The following is an 18,309-nucleotide window of genomic DNA, read 5'->3' on the forward strand; positions in this document are numbered from 1 at the left end:
CCGCCCGACCGATCTGGAACATGATGCCGATGATCGGCGATGGCGGCCGGATAAACCGCTGCATCACCTGCTCACCGGCAAGAGTTGCCGCGATTCGACGATCCGACGAATCGGGCGGCGCGGATTGGTCCGAGTATAACGCGCGCATTCGTGCACGCGGAAAATGTTGCGGACCGTTGATCCGGATCAAATTATCGCCCTGGCAGAGACTTGCCAGTCGCGTGGGGAACGTTGCAGCGCAAGGCTTTGCGCCAGGAGGGGGCAGCGCGCATACCGCCGTCGCCGATTTACATGCTTTAACGGCAGGCGGACGCGGAACCTTAAATCGTGCGATTCGGATCGATTATCCGTTTCAGCGTTTGCATGAATTCGAATGTAAAAACGGGCAGCCGTAATGGCTGCCCGCTTCGTGAAAACCGCATGCGGGAAAGCCCGCATGCGAAGGCTTACGCGCCGTGCTGTTGCGCCTTGTACGCGAGCCGGAACCGATGCAGCAGCGGCTCGGTATAACCGCTCGGCTGCGACGTGCCCTGCAGCGCCAGTGCGCATGCGGCCTTGAACGCGGTCGACTGGTCGTAGCCGGGCGCCATCGGGCGATAGTTCGGGTCGCCGGCGTTCTGCTGGTCGACGACGCGCGCCATCCGCTTGAACACGTCGAGCACGAAGGCCTCGGTGATCACGCCGTGGCGCAGCCAGTTCGCGATGTGCTGGCTCGAGATGCGCAGCGTCGCGCGGTCTTCCATCAGGCCGACGTCGTGGATGTCCGGCACCTTCGAGCAGCCGACACCCTGTTCGACCCAGCGCACGACGTAGCCGAGAATGCCCTGCGCGTTGTTCTCGACCTCGCTCAGGATTTCGCTCTCGCTCCAGGCGGCGCGCTCGACGACCGGCACGGTCAGCAGCCCTTCGAGCAGCGTGTCGCGCTCGCTTGCGTACGGCGTCTTCTCGAGTTCCTGCTGGATGGCCTGCACGTCGACGAGATGGTAGTGCAGCGCGTGCAGCGTCGCGGCGGTCGGCGACGGCACCCACGCGGTGTTCGCGCCGGCGCGCGGATGCGCGATCTTCTGCTCGAGCATCGCGTGCATCAGGTCCGGCATCGCCCACATGCCCTTGCCGATCTGCGCACGGCCGCGCAGGCCGGCCGACAGGCCCGCGAGCACGTTGTTGCGCTCGTACGCCTGGATCCACGCCGACGACTTCATGTCGCCCTTGCGGATCATCGGGCCCGCTTCCATCGCGGTGTGCATCTCGTCGCCGGTGCGGTCGAGGAAGCCGGTGTTGATGAACGCGACGCGCGCGGCGGCCGCCGCGATACAGGCGGCGAGGTTCACGCTGGTGCGGCGCTCCTCGTCCATGATGCCCATCTTCAGCGTGTTGCGCGGCAGGCCGTACAGATCCTCGATGCGCGCGAACAGCGTGTCGGCGAACGCGACTTCGACCGGGCCGTGCATCTTCGGCTTCACGATGTAGATCGAGCCGGTGCGCGAGTTGCGCTTGGCCTTCAGGTCGTGCAGCGCGCACAGCGTCGTGACGACACCGTCGAGGATGCCTTCCGGAATCTCGTTGCCGTCGCGGTCCAGCACCGCGCCGTTGGTCATCAGGTGGCCGACGTTGCGCACGAACAGCAGCGAGCGGCCGTGCAGCACCAGCGTGCCGCCGGCCGGCGTGGTGTACTCGCGATCGGCGTTCAGGCGGCGCGTGAAGGTCTTGCCGCCCTTCGCAACCTCCTCGACCAGCGTGCCCTGCATCAGGCCGAGCCAGTTGCGGTAGAGCTGGACCTTGTCGTCGGCGTCGACCGCCGCGACCGAATCCTCGCAGTCGATGATCGTGCTGACCGCGGCTTCGAGCACGACGTCCTTCACGTTCGCGAGATCGGCGCGGCCGATGGGGGTGGACGCGTCGATCTGGATCTCGAGGTGCAGGCCGTTGTGCTTCAGCAGGATCGCGGACGGCGCGCCCGCCGCACCCTGGTAGCCGACGAACTGTGCCGGCTGCGCGAGGTGCACGACGCCCTTGCCGGTTTCGACGGCGAGCTGGCCGTCTTCCACGCGATAGCGCAGCGCGTCGCGGTGCGAGCCGCTCGCGAGCGGCGCCGCGTTGTCGAGCACGCCGCGCGCGTAGTCGATCACGCGCTGGCCGCGCGTCGGGTTGTATGCCGTGGTGCGCTCGGCGCCGCCGTCCTCGGGCAGCGCATCGGTGCCGTACAGCGCGTCGTACAGGCTGCCCCAGCGTGCGTTCGCGGCGTTCAGCGCATAGCGCGCGTTCGACAGCGGCACGACGAGCTGCGGGCCGGCCTGCGTCGCGATCTCGCTGTCGACGTTCGCGGTGGCTGCCGCGACGTTCGACGGGACCGGCACGAGGTAGCCGATCTCTTCGAGAAATGCGCGAAACGCGGCATGGTCGCGCACCGGGCCGGGGTGCGCGCGATGCCACGTGTCGAGTTCCTGCTGCAGGCGGTCGCGTTCCGCGAGCAGCTCGCGGTTGCGCGGCGCGAGGTCGTGTACCAGGGCCGAGAAACCGCTCCAGAACGCGGCCTTGTCGATACCGGTGCCCGGCAGTGCTTCGTTTTCAATGAACTGGCTCAGCGCTGGCGCGACTTGCAGTCCTGCTTGGTCGATCATCGTGATTCCTCCCGGGGAAAAAATTCGCGCGCGGCTTGGCTGACTCATGTCGCGACGCTTTGTACGCCGGCGCGGGCGATCAGCGCGTCCTGCTCGGACTTTACGCCAGACACGCCGATTGCGCCCGCAATCCGGCCGTCGAACGCTACCGGCACGCCGCCTTCGAGCAAGCCCGTCAGCGGCACGCTGAGAAACGCGGTGCGGCCACCGTTGATCATATCCTCATACGCTTTCGTCTCGCGCCGGCCGAGGGCCGCCGCACGCGCCTTGTCCTGCGCGATGACGGCGCTGGCCGGCGACGCGCCGTCCAGGCGCGCGAACGCGAGCAGGTGGCCGCCGTCGTCGACGATGGCAATCGATACGGCCCAGCCGTGCCGTGCGGCTTCCACGCGGGCGGCCGCGAGCATGCGTTCGGCGTCGGCGAGCTGGAGTTCGGGTTTGGTTTGCATCATGTTCCTCCGGAATCAGCGGTCGGTGGAATCAGTCGACCCGTCGGTCGTCGACGAGCTCGATCCAGTGGCGCACGCGCGTGCGGCCCGCGCCGTTCAGGTGAGTCTGGCAGCCGACGTTGGCCGTGACAATCAGGTCCGGCCGCGCGGCTTCGAGCGCGTCGAGCTTGTTGTCGCGCAGCCTGGCCGCGAGTTCGGGCTGCGTCAGCGCATAGGTGCCGGCCGAGCCGCAGCAGAGATGGCCGTCGGCGACATTCGTCAGATCGAAGCCGAGCCGCGTCAGGATGCTTTCGACCGCGCCGCCGAGCCGCTGCGCGTGCTGCAGCGTGCACGGGCAGTGGACCGCGACGCGGCGTCGCGTCGACTCGGCCAGCGCGTCGAGCGGCTCGGCCGCGATCACTTCCGCGAGGTCGCGCGCGAGCGCGCTGACGCGCCGCGCCTTGTCCGCATAGACGGGGTCGGAGCGCAGCAGGTCGCCGTATTCCTTCACGAACGCGCCGCAGCCGCTCGCCGTCAGCACGATCGCCTCCGCGCCGGCTTCGATCGCAGGCCACCACGCGTCGATGTCGCGGCGTGCGCGCGCGAGCCCGGCATCCTGCGCGTTCAGGTGATATTCGGTCGCGCCGCAGCAGCCGGCTTCGCGCGCGGGCGTCACGCTGATGCCGAGGCGGTCGAGCACGCGCGCGGCGGCCGCGTTCGTGTTCGGCGACAGCGAAGGCTGCACGCAGCCTTCCAGCATCAGCACGCGCCGCGCATGGCGTACCGGCGGGCGCGGCGTGGCGGCGGGCACGGCGGCCGGAATCTTGTCCTGCAGCGTGCCGGGCAACAGCGGGCGCAGCGCGCGGCCGGCCTTCAGCAGCGCGGCGAAGGTTGCCGGCCGCGGCACCACGTGACGCAGGCCCGCGCGCAGCAGGCGCTCGCGCGCAGGCCGCCGCGCGCGCTTCTCGGCTTCCGCGCGGCCGATGTCGAGCAGCGTGTGATAGCGCACGCCGGACGGGCAGGTCGTCTCGCAGTTGCGGCACGTCAGGCAGCGGTCGAGATGCTGCTGCGTGCGCTCGCCGCACGGCTCGCCTTCGAGCATTTGCTTGATCAGGTAGATGCGTCCGCGCGGCCCGTCGAGCTCGTTGCCGAGCACCTGGTATGTCGGGCAGGTCGCATTGCAGAAACCGCAGTGCACGCACGCGCGCAGGATCGCTTCCGCTTCGTCGGCCCGGTCGAGGGCCTTGCTGGCTTCGCTGAGATTGGTTTGCATATCGGCGGTTCGAAGTCGGGTTGGCGTCAGACGTTCGCGTACAGGCGGCCGGGATTGAAGATCGCATGCGGATCGAGCTGCGCCTTCAGCTGCCGATGCACGCGCAGCAGCGCGGGCGGCAGCGGCTGGAACGGCTCGGGCGTCGTGCCGGGCGTGAAGCAGCTCGCGTGGCCGCCCCACTGCGCTGCGAAGTGCTGCACGTCGGCCGGCGCGGCGTCGCTTTTCAGCCAGCGCTGCGCGCCGCCCCAGTCGACGAGCAGCGCGCCGGGCAGCGCATCGAGCGGCGCGGCCGCCGGCACCGATACGCGCCACAGCGGGCGCGGATCGTCGAAGAACGGCAGCGACAGGTCGCGCAGCCGCGCCCAGAACCCGTCGTCGCGATCGTCCATCCGCTCGCCGCCGATCGTGTCGCGCGCGGCCTTCACCGAGCCCTCGCCGCCTTCGAGCCGCACGCGCAGCACGCCGTCCGCGTGGCACGCACCCGCGAGCGGCAGCCCCGCGCGACGCCATGCCGCGACGCGTTGCACGGCTTCGGCGGCAGCGAGCTGTAAGGCGAGATCGCCGGTCGCGCGCGGCTTCGGCAGCACCTTCAGCGACACTTCCGTCACGACGCCGAGACAGCCGAAACTGCCCGCGAGGAGCCGCGACACGTCGTAGCCCGCGACGTTCTTCATCACCTCGCCGCCGAAGCGCAGGTGCTTCGCGTGGCCGGTGATCACGCGACAGCCGAGCACGAAGTCGCGCACCGCGCCGGCCCACGGGCGGCGCGGCCCCGACAGCGCCGCCGCGAACATGCCGCCGACCGTTGCCGTGCCGCCGAACGTGGGCGGCTCGCACGGCAGCATCTGGCCGGCCGCGTCGAGCATCGCTTCCAGTTCGGCGAGCGGCGTGCCCGCGCGTGCGGTGATGACAAGTTCGGTCGGGTCGTACGCGACGATGCCGCGGTGCGTGCGCACGTCGAGCGCGCGGCCTTCGACCGCGCGGCCGACGAACGCCTTCGTGCCCGCGCCGCGGATGTGCAGCGGCTGGCGCGCGTGGATCGCGGCGTCGACCTGCGCGACGAGCGCCGCGCTGTCGTCGATCGATTCGGGTTCGCGTTCGCGTCGCATCAGAAGCGCTCCAGTTCGGGAAACGGCAGCTTGCCGTGATGGACGTGCATCGCGCCGAACTCGGCGCAGCGGTGCAGCGTCGGGATGTTCTTGCCGGGGTTGAGCAGGCGCTGCGGATCGAACGCGGCCTTCACCGCGTGGAAGAACGTGATTTCGTCGGCGTTGAACTGCACGCACATCTGGTTGATCTTCTCGCGCCCGACACCGTGTTCGCCGGTGATGCTGCCGCCTGCCGCGACGCACAGTTCGAGGATCTTGCCGCCGAGCGCTTCCGCGCGGTCGAGCTCGCCGGGACGGTTCGCGTCGAACAGGATCAGCGGATGCATGTTGCCGTCGCCCGCATGGAACACGTTCGCGACCGGCAGCGCGTATTGCGCGGACAGCGCGGCGATCCCTTCGAGCACGCGCGGCAGCTCGCGGCGCGGGATCGTGCCGTCCATGCAGTAGTAGTCGGGCGACATGCGGCCGACCGCCGGGAACGCGTTCTTGCGGCCGGCCCAGAAGCGTTGCCGCTCCGCTTCGTCGCGCGCGACGCGGATCTCCGACGCGCCGGCGTCGCGCAGCAGCGCGGCCACGCGTTCGGCGTCTTCGTCGACATCGGTCGCGGCGCCGTCGAGTTCGCACAGCAGGATCGCCTGCGCGTCGACCGGGTAGCCGGCGTGGATGAAGTCCTCGGCCGCGCGGATCGCGAGGTTGTCCATCATCTCGAGCCCGCCGGGAATCACGCCCGCGCCGATGATCCGCGCGACCGCCGCGCCGGCTTCGGCCACGTCGTCGAAGCTCGCCATCAGCACCTTCACGCTCGACGGTTTCGGCAGCAGCTTCACCGTCACCTCGGTGACGATGCCGAGCATCCCCTCGGAGCCGGTGAACAGCGCGAGCAGGTCGAAGCCGGGGGCGTCGAGCGCGTCGGCGCCGAGCGTCAGCGTGTCGCCGTCGATCGTCAGGGTCTCGGCCTTCAGGATGTTGTGCACCGTCAGCCCGTATTTCAGGCAGTGCACGCCGCCCGCGTTTTCGGCGACGTTGCCGCCGATCGAGCAGGCGATCTGCGACGACGGATCGGGCGCGTAGTAGAGGCCGTAGGGTGCCGCGGCCTGCGAGATCGCGAGGTTGCGCACGCCCGGCTGCACGCGCGCGATGCCGGCGTCGGCGTCGATTTCCAGGATCCGGTTGAACTTCGACATCACGAGCAGGATGCCTTTTTCGAGCGGCATCGCGCCGCCCGACAGCCCGGTGCCCGCGCCGCGCGCGACGACCGGCACGCCGTGCGCGGCCGCGACGCGCAGCACCGCGCGCACCTGCTCGACCGTGTCGGGCAGCACGACCGCGAGCGGCACCGTGCGGTACGCGGCGAGGCCGTCGCATTCGAACGGCTTCAGCGCCTCGCGCTCGTGCAGCACGTCGAGGCCGGGCGCCGCCGCGTCGAGCGCGGCGACGAGCGTGTCGCGGTCGACGGTCGCCAACGGGCCGTCGATCCGTTCGTCGTAGGTGAAACTCATCGTGTGTCTCCGTCTCCACCATCTTCATCGTGCAGGCGGCCGCAGGACGCGCGGCACGCCGATGGACGGCATTCTTGGCGGGCGGCGGGGGCGTGTCCAGATGCCGCCCGCGTGGTCATACCAGTTTTTCCTAGAGTGTTTTTGAGAAGTGACTCGATGTGACAGGAAACGCAATCCGCACAAGGGTTTGTGCGAAAATCGGCGACATCGGTCCAAAGTGGTCATACCAGTATGGAAATGCAGAATCGACAAGCGCCGGCGCGCAATGTCGCCGATGTCGTCGCCGAGCGGATCGAGCAGCTGATCGTCGACGGCGTGTTGAAGGCCGGGCAGGCGCTGCCGTCCGAACGTCGGCTGACCGAGAAGCTCGGCGTGTCGCGCACGGCCGTGCGCGAAGGGATGAAGCTGCTGCGCGCGCGCGGGATCATCGACACGACGCACGGCAAGGGCTCGTTCGTCGCGAGCCTGACCCCGCAGCGCGAAGTCTCGCCGATGATGCATCTGCTCGGCTCGCAGCCGCGCACGCTGTACGACCTGTTCGAGGTGCGCGGCATGCTCGAGACCGAAGCCGCGCGGCTCGCCGCGCTGCGCGGCACACCCGCCGACTTCATCCTGATCAAGCGCCGCTACGAGGAGATGACGGCGGCCGATGCGCAGGATCTCGATCCGGCCGCGCGCGCGAAGCTCGACCATGCGTTCCATCTCGCGATCTGCGAGGCGTCGCACAATCCGGTGCTGGTCAACACGCTGCAGTCGCTGACCGATCTGCTGCTCAGCTCCGTGTTCGCGTCGGTGAACAACCTCTATCATCGCGAGCCGCTGAAGAAGCAGATCGACCGCCAGCACGCGCGGCTCTATAACGCGGTGACGGGGCGGCTGCCCGACCAGGCGCGCAAGGCGGCGAGCGAGCATATCCGGCAGTGCGTCGAGTATCTGCGCGAGATCGAAGAGGAGGAGCAGCGGCTCGTGCGCTCGACGTTGCGGCTCGAAGGGTGGACTTGAGTCACGTGAACCAGCGTGGCCGATGACGTCAGGGCGTGTGTCAAGCATGTCGAGCTGGCGATGCGGCCTATTCGATGCGTGGCCCGACACGACCTGTTTAGCCGCTGCGCGACATGCGCTCAGGCGGTTGAATCGGGCGAAATTGGGGTGTAGTTCGTACCCGAAACGCGCAAAAAAGCCCGCCGAAGCGGGCAATCCTCTCGATGAAGAGGGGGAGATGCGAATCCGCGAGCAGACAGCCGCGATCAGCGCTCGGCGTCGGCTCACCCTTTCGTCGCCCCAAACGTGAGCCCCGCGACGAAATGCTTCTGCATCGCGAAGAACATCGCGACCGACGGCAGCGCCGCGAGAATCGACCCGGCCGAAACAAGGTTCCAGGACGTCGTCCATTGCCCCTTCAGCGCCGCCACACCCGCGGTAATCGGCGCGGCCTCGTCACCTTGCGTGAGACACAGCGCCCAGAAGTAATCGTTCCACACGAACGTAAACACGAGAATCGCGAGCGCGGCCAGCGCCGGCCGGATCAACGGCAACACGATCCGCCAGAACACCGTCCACTCGCCCGCGCCTTCGATCCGCGCCGCCTCGATCAGCTCGAACGGCAGCTGCTTGATGAAATTGCGCAGAAACAGCGTACAGAACCCCGTCTGAAACGCGACGTGAAAGAGAATCAGCGCCTCGACCGTATTGAACACCCCGAGCCTCAGCGACAAGTCGCGAACCGGAATCATCAGCACCTGCACCGGCACGAAATTCCCCGCGACGAAGGTCCCGAACAGCGCGGCATTCCCGCGAAACCGGTAAGTCGCCAGCGCGAACCCGGCCATCGCCGCGAGCGCAATCGACCCGAGCACCGACGGCACCGTGATCTGCACGCTGTTCCAGAAGTAATGCAGCATCGGCGACGTGGTCAGCGCGTCGCGATAGTTCTCGATCATCGAGAAGTGCCGCGGCCAGCCCCAGTAGTGTCCTTCGACCAGTTCCTCGGTCGAGCGCACCGACGTGACGAACACCGCGATCATCGGCAGCAGCCAGATCACGAGCGCGACGGGCAGCGACAGCTTGTACAGCCGGCGCGATACCGGCTTCCAGTGGGCAACGGGCGTTGGAAACATGATGAATGGTTCCCCGGAAGGTCAAATCACTGCTCGTTGCGCAGCATGCGGCGCAACTGGAACACGATGTAGACGAGCATGATCGCGAACAGCACGACCGCGATCGACGCGGAATAGCCGAGCCGGTAATACTTGATCGCCTGGTCGTACATGTAATACGCGAGCACGGTCGAGCTCTCGAACGGGCCGCCGCCCGTCATCACCGAAATCAGGTCGAAGCTGCGCAGCGCGCCGATCACCGTGACGACGATCGCCATGAACGTGGTCGGCCGCAATTGCGGCAGCACGACGTGCCACAGCAGCGCGAAGCCGCGCGCGCCTTCCATCCGTGCCGCTTCGATCTGCTCCGGGTTCACCGACGTGAGGCCGGTGAGGTACAGGATCATGCAGTACGCGGTCTGCGGCCACAGCGCGGCGAACACGATGCCGAAGGTCGCATAGCGTGCATCGCCGAGCACCGGAATCCCGTGCCCGGCGATCAGCGCGAGCAGCCCGAAGGTCGGATCGTAGAACCACGAGAAGATCAGGCCGACGACCACGCCCGACAGCACGAACGGCGCGAAGAACAGCGACTTCACGAGCCGGATGCCGGCGACCGCCTGGTTCAGGTACAGCGCGAGCGCGAGGCCGAGCGGTGGCGCGAGCATGAACAGCGCGAGCCAGATCACGTTGTTGCGCAGCGCGGTGTAGAACGTCGGCGCTTGCAGCAGCTCGGCGTAGTTCGCGAGGCCGACGAACGTGCGCTCGGTCATCCCGTCCCAGTTGCAGAGGCTCAGCCACAGCGTCGACAGGATCGGCCAGATCACATAGACGGCAACCATTGCGCACGCGGGCGCGAGAAAGAGCCACGCGGCGCGCCGTTGTCGCCGCACGGCCGGCGACGGGCGGCGCGCGCGCAGCGCGGCAGGCGAGCTGCGGGCCGGCGGCGCGGCGGCGGGCGGTGCGGCCGGGGTAGCCGGCGTTGCAACGGGTCTGGACGTGATCGGACTGGACACGGCAAGCCTCCTGGGCGGACGCGGCGGCACTCGGCCGCCGCAGGGGTCACGCGGCTACTTCTTGTAGATCCGCTTGCGGGTCTGTTCGAGTTGCGCGAGCACGGTGTCGAGCTGCGCGGGATTCGCGACGAACTGCTGCATCCCCTTCATCCCTTCGTCGGCCATTTCCTTCGTCATGTCGCGGTCGTAGAACTGCGCGACGCCGCCGCGGGTGTCGGCGAGGATCCGGAAGCCGATGCGCGAGATCGGATCGGCCGGCTCCGGCGACTTGCCGTTGGCCGACAGCGAACCGAGCCCTTCGGCGAGCTTCGCGCCCATCTCGGGCGTTTCGACGAACGCGAGGAAGGTATGCGCGTCGGCCTTGTTCTTCGCCTTGGTCGGGATGTGCAGCGATTCGACCGGGCCGTCCTCGGCGGTCGGCACCTTCGGGTCGATGATCGGGAAACGGTAATAGCCCATTTCCTGCTTCACGTTCGGCGGAAAGCCCGCGGCGATGAAGGTGCCCATCAGCATCATCGCGGCCTTGCCCTGGAACAGGAACGGCTGCGCGCCGTCGAGATCGTAGGACAGCGCGTTGTCGATGAAGTAGCCCGAGTCGATCAGCGATTTCCACGTCGTGTAGACCTTCTTCACGCGTGGATCGGTATACGGCACGTCGCCAGCCATCAGCTGCTGGTGGAACGCGTTGCCGTTCAGGCGCAGGTCGAGATAGTCGAACCAGCCGGCGAGCGTCCACGCGTCGCGGCCGCCGATCGCGATCGGCGTGATGCCGGCCGCCTTCAGTTTCCTGCATGCATCGAGAAACTGGTCCCAGGTCTTCGGCTCGTCGGCGATGCCGACCTTGCCGAACAGGTCCTTGCGGTAGAACAGCCCCCACGAGTAATAGACGGTCGGCGCCGCATACTGCTTGCCGTTATAGGACGATGCGCTGCGCGTCGACGCGTACATCGCATCCCAGCCGTTCTTCTTCCAGTCGCCGCTCAGGTCCTCGAACAGCCCGCGCTTCGCGTAGTACGCCATGCGCTCGCCCGCGTGCCAGTTCACGACGTCGGGCGCGACGGTCGTGAGCCATGCGGGGAGCTGCACCTTGTACGCTTCCTCGTCGACGAAGGTGGGCTTCACGTCGATGTCGGGATGGGCCTTGTGGAACGCTTCGATCGTCGACTGCCAGACCGCGCGCTGGCTGGCGCCCTTGAACGCGATGTTGATCGTCAGCGTGCCCGCGTCGGCCGGCGCCGCGGCGCCGAACGAAGCGAACGCGATGGCGGCGGCGGTCGCAAGCCGGGCGGCGACGCGAAGGGGGCGATGTGTCATGGGTGTCTCCATTCCTGTCTGTCGTTGTGCGTGACCGGCGCGTCGCGGCGCCGGGGGCGGTTGCTACGAACGGCTGCTACGAACCGCTTCGATACACGGCGACGCCTTGCGGCTCGACCTGCGCGGCGCCGACCACGAACGCGGACGGCGGCACTGCATCGATCGTGTGCGGCGTGCTGCCGTAGTTGAATACGTAGGTCAGGCCGCCGCGCCGGCTCACGCGCACGCCGTCGCCGAGCGGCGACGGTGTCAGGCCGGCTTCGGCCGCGACGTCGGCGAACAGGCGCGCGGTGGTCGCGTCGTCGAACAGCGCGGCCCAGTAGTGCAGCGTGCCGTGCGACACGCAGGCCGGATGACCGTCGGCGAAACGCGCGCGCACGACGCTGCGCGCGTCGTCGTCGCGCAGTTCGACGAGGTCGCGCCAGTGACGCGCGTCGCCGGTGAGCGGCGCGCCGTCGCGCAGCGTGCCGTCGATCCGCTCGGTCACGTTCGGTCGCAGCGATTCGACGCGCCACACGCGCACCGGCAGGATCGACGCGAGCGGGCCGGGCGGCAGCGTCGGCGGAATCCGCAGGTCGGCGGTCTTCGAGCCGGTGCGCGGACCGAACACCGCATGCGCGCCGGAGGCGGCGAGCCGTGCCGCGAAGTCGTCCGGCACGACCGGCAGCGGCGGCACGACGACGAGCCGGTAGCCGTCGAGCGGCGCGTGCGCGGACACGATGTCGACGTCGAGGCCGAGCGAACGCAGCGCCGAGTAGTACTCGAACGCGAAGCGCGGGTAGTGGAAATCGGCGCCTTGCGGCTGCACTTCGAACAGCCACTTCGCTTCGTAGTCGAACACCAGCGCGACGGGTGCACGCACCGCGCCGTTCGCGTCGGCATCGGCACCTGCGTCGAGCACGGCGGCGATCTCCTGCGCGACGCGCTGCGCTTCGCGGCCGCCTTCGTCGAGCCGGTCGTCGGGCGTGTGCAGGCCCGCATGCATCTGCTCCTGCGCGAACGGCGCCTGCCGCCAGCGGAAGTACGACACGCAGCCGGCGCCGTGCGCGAACGCTTCCCAGCTCCACAGCCGCACCATGCCCGGCAGCGGCGCGGGGTTCCACTGTGCCCAGTTCACGGGGCCCGGCTGCTGCTCCATCACCCAGAACGGCAGCTTCGACATGCCGCGATAGAGGTCGTGATTGAACGACGCGAAATCCGGATGGCCGGTGCGCAGCCAGCGCGCCTTCACGTCGGGCGCGAACCATTGCTCCTCGAGCGCGCCGAGCGGATAGCTGTCCCAGGTCGCGACGTCGAGGTCGCGCGCCACTTCGTAATGATCGAACTCGGTGAAGAGCTGCATGAAGTTGTGCGCGACGGGGCGGCCCGGCGAATGCGCGCGGATCACGTCGACCTGCATCCGGTGATAGCGTGCGACTTCATCCGACGCGAAGCGCCGGTAGTCGAGGCGGTGCGACGGATGCGCTTCGGTCACGGTGCCGACCGGCGCATCGACTTCGTCGAAATGCCGGTACTCCATGCTCCAGAACACGGTGCCCCACGCACGGTTCAGCGCGTCGATCGTGCCGTAGCGCGCCTGCAGCCATGCACGAAAACGCACGAGCGCGGCGGGCGAGTAGCTGACGACCGTCTGATGGCAGCCGAGTTCGTTGTCGGTCTGCCAGTAGCGCACGGCCGGGTGGCGGCCGTAGCGCTCGGCGACCGCGGTGCAGATGCGGCGCGACGCTTCCAGATAGGTCGGCGACGAGAAGTCGTAGTGGCGGCGCGAGCCGAACTTGCGCGGCCGGCCGTCCGCGCCGATCGCGAGGATGTCGGGGTGACGGTCGACGAGCCATTTCGGCGGTGTCGCGGTCGGCGTGCACATCACGATCTCGAGGCCGGTCGTGCCGAGCACGTCGATCGCGCGGTCGAGCCAGCCCCAGTCGTATTCGCCCGGCGACGGCTCGATGCGGCTCCACGCGAATTCGGCGATCCGCACCTGCGCGATGCCGAGTGCCTTCATCCGGCGGGCGTCGTCGGCCCACATCGATTCCGGCCAGTGTTCCGGGTAGTAACAGACTCCGAGGCGCATGCCCGATCCTTATGCGTAGTGGTGGACGGGAAGGTCGGCGCACGCGGGCACCGCGCGGCCGTCTTCGGTGAAGAGGTGGCAGGCGGCGGCCGGCGCATGCGCGTGCACGCGTTCGCCGCGGCGCAGCGGGGCGTCGCCGGGCACCTTCGCGATCAGCGGCGTGCCGCCGGGCTGGTCGAGGTGCACGTAGGTCTGCTCGCCGAGGCGTTCGACGAGCGCGACGTCGCGCGCGAGCGTCGTCGCGTCGTGCGCGGCGTCGAGCGTCAGGTGTTCGGGGCGGATACCGAGCGTGACGGCCGCGCCGACCGCGAGCGCGGAACCGTCGCGCGGCAGCGTGAAGGTTTCGCCGGACAACACGACGGTGACGATCGTGCGCCGCGCGTCGCAGGCGGTGACGACGGCTGGCAGGAAGTTCATCCGCGGCGAGCCGATGAAGCCGGCGACGAAGCGGCTCGCCGGATGGTGATAGAGGTCGAGCGGCGCGCCGACCTGCGCGATGCTGCCGTGTCGCGCGGTGTCCGCGCCGGCGTGCAGCAGCACGATCTTGTCGGCGAGCGTCATCGCTTCGGTCTGGTCGTGCGTCACGTAGACGACGCTCGCGCGCTCGAACTGCCGGTGCAGTTTCGCGATCTCGATGCGGGTCTGGCCGCGCAGCGCCGCGTCGAGGTTCGACAGCGGCTCGTCGAACAGGAACACGCCGGGCTCGCGCACGATCGCGCGGCCGATCGCGACGCGCTGCCGCTGGCCGCCGGACAGCGCCTTCGGCTTGCGCTCGAGCAGCGTGTCGAGCTGCAGGATCCGCGCGGCGTCGCGCACCTTCCGGTCGATCTCGGCCTTCGGCACGCGCGCGAGCTTCAGCCCGAACGCCATGTTCTCGTAGACCGTCATGTGCGGAAACAGCGCGTAGCTCTGGAACACCATCGCGACGCCGCGCTCGGCGGCCGGCACGTCGTCGACGCGGCGGCCGTCGATCGACAGCTCGCCGTCGCTCAGGTCCTCGAGGCCCGCGATCATCCGCAGCAGGGTCGACTTGCCGCAGCCGGACGGGCCGAGGAACACGCAGAACTCGTGCGCGCCGATCTCCAGATCGACGTCGCGAATGACCGGCGCGTGCTCGCCATAGGCTTTCTGCACGCGTCGCATCGAGATGCTCGCCATTGTCTCCGCTCCATGTTCTAATGCGCTTTCGTCGATGCTTAAGCGCTTAAGCATCGCGATCAAAAAAAGAGCCGATCGCGATCGCGGCCGAGTCGCGCCCGTCGGTCGGGCGGCAGGGTGTGCGGCGATAGTGCGCCGCTTCGGTGAGCGAAGCAAATACTGGATCGACGTCTCATATAGTGGGCAAATCATGGCGACACTGGATGAAGTGGCCCGTCGCGCCGGCGTGACGGCCGCGACGGTCTCGAACGTGCTGCGCAACCGCGGCCGGGTCGGCGAAGCCACCCGCGCGCGGGTGCTCGAAGCGGTGCAGGCGCTCGGCTACCGGCCGCATCTGGCCGCGCGGGCGCTGGCTGAAGGGCGCGCGCCGACGGTCGCGCTGATGGTGTCGAGCATCGCGAACCCGTTCTATCCGGAGTTCGCGCTCGCGGTCGAGCGCGCGGTGCGGCGCAACGGGCAATTCCTGATCGTCTGCAATACGAACGAAGATCCGTTGCAGGGGCGCGCGTATCTCGACCAGATCGCCGGCACGATTTCCGAGGGGATTCTCGTGACCAACGCGAACCTGCACCTGCCGGATCTGGTCGACGTCGCGCGGCGCGGCGTGCCGGTCGTGCTGTGTCTGTGGGAGCGGCCCGATGCGCCGCCCGAAGGCTTGCCGTGCGTCGCGGTGGATTTTCGCGAGGCGGGGCGGATTGCGACGCGGCATCTGGTCGAGCTCGGGCACAAGTCCATTGGTGTGATCGTCGGCGGCTCGGCGAGCGGTGTGCAGGCGGCGCGCTACGACGGCTTCGTCGATGTGATGCGCGAAGCGGGGCTCGACGCGTCGATCGTCGCGGCCGAGCCCGATTCGATCGAAGGCGGCGTGCGTGCGGCCGGGCGGCTGCTCGACGCTCATCCCGGGCTGACCGCGCTGGTCGCGACCAACGACCTGCCCGCGATCGGCGCGCTGCATGCGGCCGCCGATCGCGGCCGGCGTGTGCCCGACGATCTGTCGATCGTCGGCATCACCGATATTCATCTGGCGAGCGATACGCGTCCTACGTTGACGACCGTCGCGATTCCGACCGCCGAGGCCGCGGGGCTCGCGGTCGAACTGCTCAACGCGTTGCGCGAGGCGGGCGGTCAGGTCGACGATGCATCGCGCGTGCGGACGGCGTCGGTGCCGCGGCTGGTGGTGCGAGGGACGACGGGGGCGGTGCGCGATGGCTTAGCGGGAGAAGGCGGCCACGCGGGGCGCGTCGCGTAGTGTCATGCTTGCCGAAGCCGAAGCCGAAGCCGACGGGCTAAGCCTGAGTAGAGGCCGGCCGCGGGCCGGTAGATGGAATCACACGAGTGGCTCGATCACGCCCCAAGGCGCAGATCGTCCTCGACGAGCCGCATCACGATGCGTCGGGCCGAATCGAGGTGCGCGACCGTCATCGCGCGGGCGCCACGTGCATTGCGTTCGCGGCACGCTTGCAGGATTTCCTCATGCTCGACCTGGAATGACGGCGTATCCGCGAGCAACGTCGCCTGCAGTCGCTCGTAGCGCTCGACCTGGCTGCGCAGCTCCGCGATCGCTTTCAACTGCCGCTCGTTGCCGCAGCATGAATACAGCAGCGCATGGAATTCGCGGTTCAGCTCGCCTTGCCGGCGCGGCACGTTCGATTCGCCGAGCAGCCTGTGCACGAGTTCGGCGCGCGCGAGTGTTTCGTCATCGAGCCGCTTCACGCTGCGGTAGATCGCGTCGCCTTCGAGCAGCGCGCGCATGTCGTAGATCTCCTGCACGTCGGATGCGCTCAGCATCCGCACGACCGCGCCGCGATTCCTGAAGATATCCAGCAATCCTTCGCGTTCGAGGCGCTGGATCGCCTCGCGCATCGGAATCCGGCTGATGCCGAAGCGTTCGGCGAGGTCGCGCTCGACGAGCCGCTCGCCTGCCTGCAACTCGCCGTTGATGATCATCTCCCGCAACGATGCAGCCACCGCGTCCGCCGTCGAATCGAGTCTGGCTTCCATGTTCCCGTGCTCCTCATTTTGGAATAATGGTATACCAAATGACATTCCGGTGCCACAATGACGGCCTCACGTTCCGATATCGAAGGAGAGCGAGATGGCGCATGGCGAACACAAGTACCGCGTGGCAGTGGAGTGGACCGGCAACCGGGGAACCGGCACTTCGGGGTATCGCGAATACGGCCGCGATTACGTGATCCGCGCGGGTTCGAAGCCGGACATTCCGGGCTCGTCGGACGCGGCGTTCCGCGGCGACGCGGCGCGCTGGAATCCGGAAGACTTGCTGCTCGCGTCGGCCTCGGCGTGTCACAAGCTCTGGTATCTGCATCTGTGTTCCGATGCGGGCATCCGCGTGCTGGCGTATGTGGATGACGCGGAAGGGACGATGCTCGACAGCCCCGGGCCGGGGCGCTTCACCGAAATCGTGCTGCATCCGCGCGTGACGATCCAGGCGGGCGACGATCGTGCGCTCGCCGAGCGGCTGCATCATGACGCGCATGCGAAGTGCTATGTGGCGAACTCCGTGAACTTCCCGATCCGGTGCGAGCCGGTGATCGAGGTCGCGGAAGCGTGATGCATGCCGTGAAACGGGCGGGGTTCGCTGCGTACCGGGCGTAACCGAAACGCGGGACGCGAGCGCACGCGTGTCTTTCGACAGGCGAGCAGGCTCGACGAAACCGGGCCGCGTCGCGTTACAACACGACCCCGTACACCTCCCGCGCCGCCGCCCGAATCGCATCGGCCATCACCTCGACAGCCGGCGAAGGCAGCCGGTCCGTGCGTGTGATGATCCCGAAATCGTCCATCCGGCAATCCATCTCCAGCGGCAGCACCGTGACGATCCCGTGGCGCGCGTAGTACAGCGCGACGTCCTCCGCGAGCACCGCGATCATGTCGCTCTGCTCGATCAGCTGCGTGATGAACAGCAGCGCCGCCGTCTCGACCACGTTCGCGGGCGGCGCCAGGCTCGCGCGCTGGAACACGAGTTCGAAACGATGACGCAGCACGCTGCCGGCCGGCGGCATGACCCACGCGGCGCGCTGCACGTCGGCGAGCGACAGCGGCGCCTGCGCGAGCAGCGGATGGCCCGGCCGCACGACCGCGGCGACCGGCTCGCCGGTCAGCGGCTCGTAGCGCAGGTGCAGCTTGTCGTGTTCGGCGGACAGCCGGCCGAGCACGATGTCGAGCTTGTCCTGCGCGAGGTGTTCGAGCAGCGCGTTGCTCGTGTCGATCGTCACCGACACGCGCACGTTCGCATGCGTTCCCTTGACGGCCGCGACGGCCGGCGGCACGAGCCGCAGCCCCGGCGACGTGATCGCGCCCACCGCCACGTGCCCGAGATGGCCGGCCTTCAGCGCGGCCAGCTCCTCGCGCGCCTGGTCGAGGCTGCCGAGCGCCGCGCGCGCGTGGCGGATCAGCGCGTCGCCGTACAGCGTCGGCCGCATCCCGCGCGGCAGCCGCTCGAACAACACCGCGCCGATCGATTCCTCGAGCTCGCGCAGCAGCTTCGACGCGGCCGGCTGCGTCATGCTCAGCGCGGCCGCCGCGCGGTGGATGCTGCCTTCGTCGGCGAGCGCGACGACCAGCAGGAGCTGGCGCGTCTTCAGGCGGCTGCGGTTTCCCCACGGGCTGGCTTCGGGCATCGTACGGGTTTATATCGATATCGGAATCGATATCTTAATCGCCTAAAACGTCATTAGCCAGTTATCAAAATTCTGCCTAGACT

General features: G+C 68.4%; 16 protein-coding genes. 4 read left to right on the plus strand and 12 right to left on the minus strand.

Annotation, left to right across the window (positions count from 1 at the left end):
- Window positions 1–20 precede the first annotated feature (20 nt).
- Entirely contained in the window at window positions 21–395 is a 375-nt protein-coding gene (locus DIE04_RS03715; RefSeq protein WP_124520164.1) for a hypothetical protein, read from the plus strand.
- 51 nt (window positions 396–446) lie between these two features.
- Here DIE04_RS03715 and DIE04_RS03720 read toward each other — a convergent pair whose 3' ends face one another.
- From DIE04_RS03720 to glcD, 5 genes are read right to left on the minus strand one after another with little or no spacing between them, the layout of a single operon-like run.
- A complete protein-coding gene (locus DIE04_RS03720; RefSeq protein WP_124520162.1) occupies window positions 447–2,621 on the minus strand; it encodes a malate synthase G in 2,175 nt (724 codons plus the stop codon).
- Between the two features lie 44 nt (window positions 2,622–2,665).
- The gene (locus DIE04_RS03725; RefSeq protein ID WP_044848880.1) at window positions 2,666–3,070 is read right to left on the minus strand and encodes a heme-binding protein; all 405 of its coding nucleotides are present in this window, start codon (window positions 3,068–3,070) and stop codon (window positions 2,666–2,668) included.
- Between the two features lie 31 nt (window positions 3,071–3,101).
- Window positions 3,102–4,322 carry a glycolate oxidase subunit GlcF gene (gene glcF, locus DIE04_RS03730; RefSeq protein WP_124520159.1) on the minus strand — a complete coding sequence of 407 codons (1,221 nt, stop codon included), beginning with the start codon at window positions 4,320–4,322 and terminating at the stop codon, window positions 3,102–3,104.
- Between the two features lie 26 nt (window positions 4,323–4,348).
- A complete protein-coding gene (gene glcE, locus DIE04_RS03735) occupies window positions 4,349–5,431 on the minus strand; it encodes a glycolate oxidase subunit GlcE (protein ID WP_124485989.1) in 1,083 nt (360 codons plus the stop codon).
- Window positions 5,431–6,930 (minus strand): glycolate oxidase subunit GlcD, encoded by a 1,500-nt coding sequence (glcD, locus tag DIE04_RS03740; RefSeq protein ID WP_124485990.1) that lies wholly within the window; start codon window positions 6,928–6,930, stop codon window positions 5,431–5,433. The genes glcE and glcD overlap by 1 nt, the downstream gene beginning before the upstream one ends.
- Window positions 6,931–7,161: 231 nt before the next feature.
- Here glcD and glcC point away from each other — a divergent pair, with 231 nt between their 5' ends.
- Window positions 7,162–7,932 carry a transcriptional regulator GlcC gene (gene glcC / locus DIE04_RS03745; protein ID WP_044848878.1) on the plus strand — a complete coding sequence of 257 codons (771 nt, stop codon included), beginning with the start codon at window positions 7,162–7,164 and terminating at the stop codon, window positions 7,930–7,932.
- Window positions 7,933–8,195: 263 nt separating this feature from the next.
- Here the strand turns inward: glcC and DIE04_RS03750 are convergent, their stop codons facing one another.
- The 5 genes from DIE04_RS03750 to DIE04_RS03770 form a co-directional block, all read right to left on the minus strand.
- Window positions 8,196–9,047 (minus strand): carbohydrate ABC transporter permease, encoded by an 852-nt coding sequence (locus tag DIE04_RS03750; protein ID WP_039318652.1) that lies wholly within the window; start codon window positions 9,045–9,047, stop codon window positions 8,196–8,198.
- A gap of 26 nt (window positions 9,048–9,073) precedes the next feature.
- Entirely contained in the window at window positions 9,074–10,042 is a 969-nt protein-coding gene (locus tag DIE04_RS03755) for a carbohydrate ABC transporter permease (protein WP_409333437.1), read from the minus strand.
- A gap of 54 nt (window positions 10,043–10,096) precedes the next feature.
- On the minus strand, window positions 10,097–11,356 hold the full coding sequence (locus DIE04_RS03760; protein ID WP_124520157.1) for an ABC transporter substrate-binding protein: 1,260 nt from the start codon (window positions 11,354–11,356) through the stop codon (window positions 10,097–10,099).
- A 76-nt stretch (window positions 11,357–11,432) separates the two neighbouring features.
- Complete coding sequence (locus DIE04_RS03765; RefSeq protein WP_124520155.1) at window positions 11,433–13,427, minus strand: beta-galactosidase; 1,995 nt, start codon at window positions 13,425–13,427, stop codon at window positions 11,433–11,435.
- 9 nt (window positions 13,428–13,436) lie between these two features.
- Window positions 13,437–14,585: an ABC transporter ATP-binding protein gene (locus tag DIE04_RS03770; protein WP_124520153.1), complete on the minus strand. Its 1,149-nt coding sequence runs from the start codon at window positions 14,583–14,585 to the stop codon at window positions 13,437–13,439.
- Window positions 14,586–14,775: 190 nt separating this feature from the next.
- Here DIE04_RS03770 and DIE04_RS03775 point away from each other — a divergent pair, with 190 nt between their 5' ends.
- Window positions 14,776–15,834 carry a LacI family DNA-binding transcriptional regulator gene (locus tag DIE04_RS03775; protein ID WP_124485995.1) on the plus strand — a complete coding sequence of 353 codons (1,059 nt, stop codon included), beginning with the start codon at window positions 14,776–14,778 and terminating at the stop codon, window positions 15,832–15,834.
- A gap of 95 nt (window positions 15,835–15,929) precedes the next feature.
- Here the strand turns inward: DIE04_RS03775 and DIE04_RS03780 are convergent, their stop codons facing one another.
- A complete protein-coding gene (locus DIE04_RS03780) occupies window positions 15,930–16,586 on the minus strand; it encodes a GntR family transcriptional regulator (protein WP_124485996.1) in 657 nt (218 codons plus the stop codon).
- 94 nt (window positions 16,587–16,680) lie between these two features.
- Between DIE04_RS03780 and DIE04_RS03785 the strand changes: the two genes are divergently transcribed.
- Window positions 16,681–17,157 (plus strand): OsmC family protein, encoded by a 477-nt coding sequence (locus DIE04_RS03785; RefSeq protein ID WP_124520151.1) that lies wholly within the window; start codon window positions 16,681–16,683, stop codon window positions 17,155–17,157.
- A 118-nt stretch (window positions 17,158–17,275) separates the two neighbouring features.
- On the opposite strand, the gene DIE04_RS03790 is transcribed toward DIE04_RS03785, so the two are convergent.
- Complete coding sequence (locus tag DIE04_RS03790) at window positions 17,276–18,226, minus strand: LysR substrate-binding domain-containing protein (RefSeq protein ID WP_124485998.1); 951 nt, start codon at window positions 18,224–18,226, stop codon at window positions 17,276–17,278.
- Window positions 18,227–18,309 lie beyond the last annotated feature (83 nt).

The sequence above is a fragment of the Burkholderia sp. Bp8994 genome, assembly GCF_003853805.1.
Taxonomy (GTDB): domain Bacteria; phylum Pseudomonadota; class Gammaproteobacteria; order Burkholderiales; family Burkholderiaceae; genus Burkholderia.